We start from the raw sequence: 1823 nt of genomic DNA, 5'->3' as shown, positions 1-1823 counted from the left end.
GCAGTTCGACGTCGTCGTCGACACCGACGTCGGCGAGCGCGCCGGCGAACGCGTCCAGCAGGTCGATGGAGTTGATGGCGCTCGGCGAGGCGACCAGGACGGCGGAGAGCGGCTGGCCGGCGAACACCTCTTCCTCGGTCAGGCCGAGCCGGCGTGCGACATGCGTTCTGAGGTCGGCGAGCATGCGTGTCTCCCTGTGGATGTCGGGTGTGTGCGGGGCGGGGGCCGGATCAGTCGTGGTGCGCCGAAGGGCCCTGGCGGGCCGGGGCGGACCAGTCGGGCGAGCGCCCGAGCGTGGTCAGGACCAGGTCGAGCGGGTGCGCGCCGGGTGCGGTGGGCAGGGCCGGGCGGAACTGGGCGTCCGGGCCGAGGCGTCGTTCGTCGTCCGGCACGCGCAGGGCGATCACCAGGGCGGCCTCGGTGGTTCCCTCGTCCAGGTCGAGACTCACACCGAGGGTCCGGGCCAGGTCCCAGCCGTGGACCACGTGGTCGAGGAAGTGGAACCCGATCGCGACCGTGGCGGGGAAGCTCCGGGTGTCGCTGATCTCGGGGAGGCTGAACTCCCGGGTGAGTACGGCCTGTTCGGCGAAGGCCGCGAGTGCCGCCTCGGCCGCGGTGCGATAGGTCTTCAGTGGATCGTCACCGAGTGCGCCGGGGTGCCATGCGGCGAGGCCGGTCCTGATTCCCGCGGCGGCGGCCGCGAAGCCGTGGTGCTGGGCCGTCATATGGGCGACCAGTTGACGCAGCGTCCAGCCGGTGCACGGGGTGGGCCGGTCCCAGTCCTCGGGCTCCGCCTGCTCCAGGATGCGCAGAGTCTCCAGCACGGCCGCTCGGTCCAGCTTCCGGATGTCCATACGGATCCTTTCGGCGAGTGTGGGCGCGCGCAGCCGCCTCCCACGGTGGAGTGCGCGAGCAGAAAAACAATAGCACGACCGTACGTTTAGTTAGTGTGTCCGGGAGCGGCGAGAGGCGAGCGTCCGCCGTGGTGCCGGGGGAGGGTTCCCGGCCGGGAACGGGAGCGGCCGGTGCCGGGGCGCCGGCCGCTCCCGGGTGCGGTGCCGGAAGAGGTCAGGAACCCACGGGGCGGATCCGGCAGCGCGCCGTACCGGCTACGCGGAGGCTGATCCCCGCGGCGACCGCGAGATCGGTGTCCACTGCCTCGAACTCGTACGCCCGCAGGACCATGGCCAGCGCGATCACCGCCTCCAGCATCGAGAAGTGCTGCCCGATGCAGGCGCGCGGGCCTCCGCCGAAGGGGAAGTAGGCGTAGCGCGGGCGGGTCGCCTCCGCTTCCGGGGTGAAGCGGTCGGGGTCGAAGCGCTCCGGGTCCGGCCAGTAACGGGGGTGACGGTGGGTGGCCCAGGGGACCAGCATGATGTCGGCGCCCGCCGGGATGGTGTGGCCGCCGATCTCGCTCGCGGCGACCGCGCGCCGGCCGGTGACGGGAGCCGCCGGGTAGAGCCGCATCGCCTCCTTGAGCACGCGCATGAGGTACGGGAGGCGGTCGAAGTCGGCGGCTTCGGGAGTCCGGTCGCCGAGGACGCGCCCGATCTCGTCGCGGGCCCGGCTCTGGATCTCCGGGTGGGTGGCCAGCAGATGCAGGGCGAACGCCATCGAGGTGGCCGTCGACTCGTGTCCGGCGAGCAGGAAGATCAGCATCTGGTCGCGCAGTTCGGTGGCGTCGAGCTCCCCGTCCTCCTCGTTCGTGGCGGCGGCGAGCAGCGACAGCAGGTCCTCGCCCTGGGGGGCCCCGGTGCTGCGCCGCTCGGCGACGATCCGGTCGCATACCCCGTACAGCTCGTTCACCGCGGCGGCGGCCCGCC

The 1823-nt window shown here is 72.6% G+C and carries 2 protein-coding genes and 1 pseudogene; all 3 read right to left on the bottom strand.

Translation table 11 applies throughout. The features are described 5' to 3' along the window. A pseudogene (locus JGS39_RS39695) lies at positions 1-184 on the bottom strand (hypothetical protein); the annotation flags it as partial. 46 nt (positions 185-230) lie between these two features. Further along, positions 231-854, bottom strand: coding sequence for a TIGR03086 family metal-binding protein (locus tag JGS39_RS39690; protein WP_219574613.1), 624 nt, complete (start codon positions 852-854; stop codon positions 231-233). 214 nt (positions 855-1068) lie between these two features. Next, on the bottom strand, positions 1069-1823 hold a 755-nt coding region (locus JGS39_RS39685), incomplete at its 5' end, for a cytochrome P450 (protein ID WP_219574612.1).

Source organism: Streptomyces poriferorum, from assembly GCF_019399235.1.
Taxonomy (GTDB): domain Bacteria; phylum Actinomycetota; class Actinomycetes; order Streptomycetales; family Streptomycetaceae; genus Streptomyces; species Streptomyces poriferorum.
This window is presented reverse-complemented; position numbering and strand designations above follow the sequence as displayed.

Excerpts from the sequence above, each read along its gene's own strand:
- JGS39_RS39690 (WP_219574613.1), bottom strand. The coding sequence starts at position 854 with ATGGACATCCGGAAGCTGGACCGAGCGGCCGTGCTGGAGACTCTGCGC.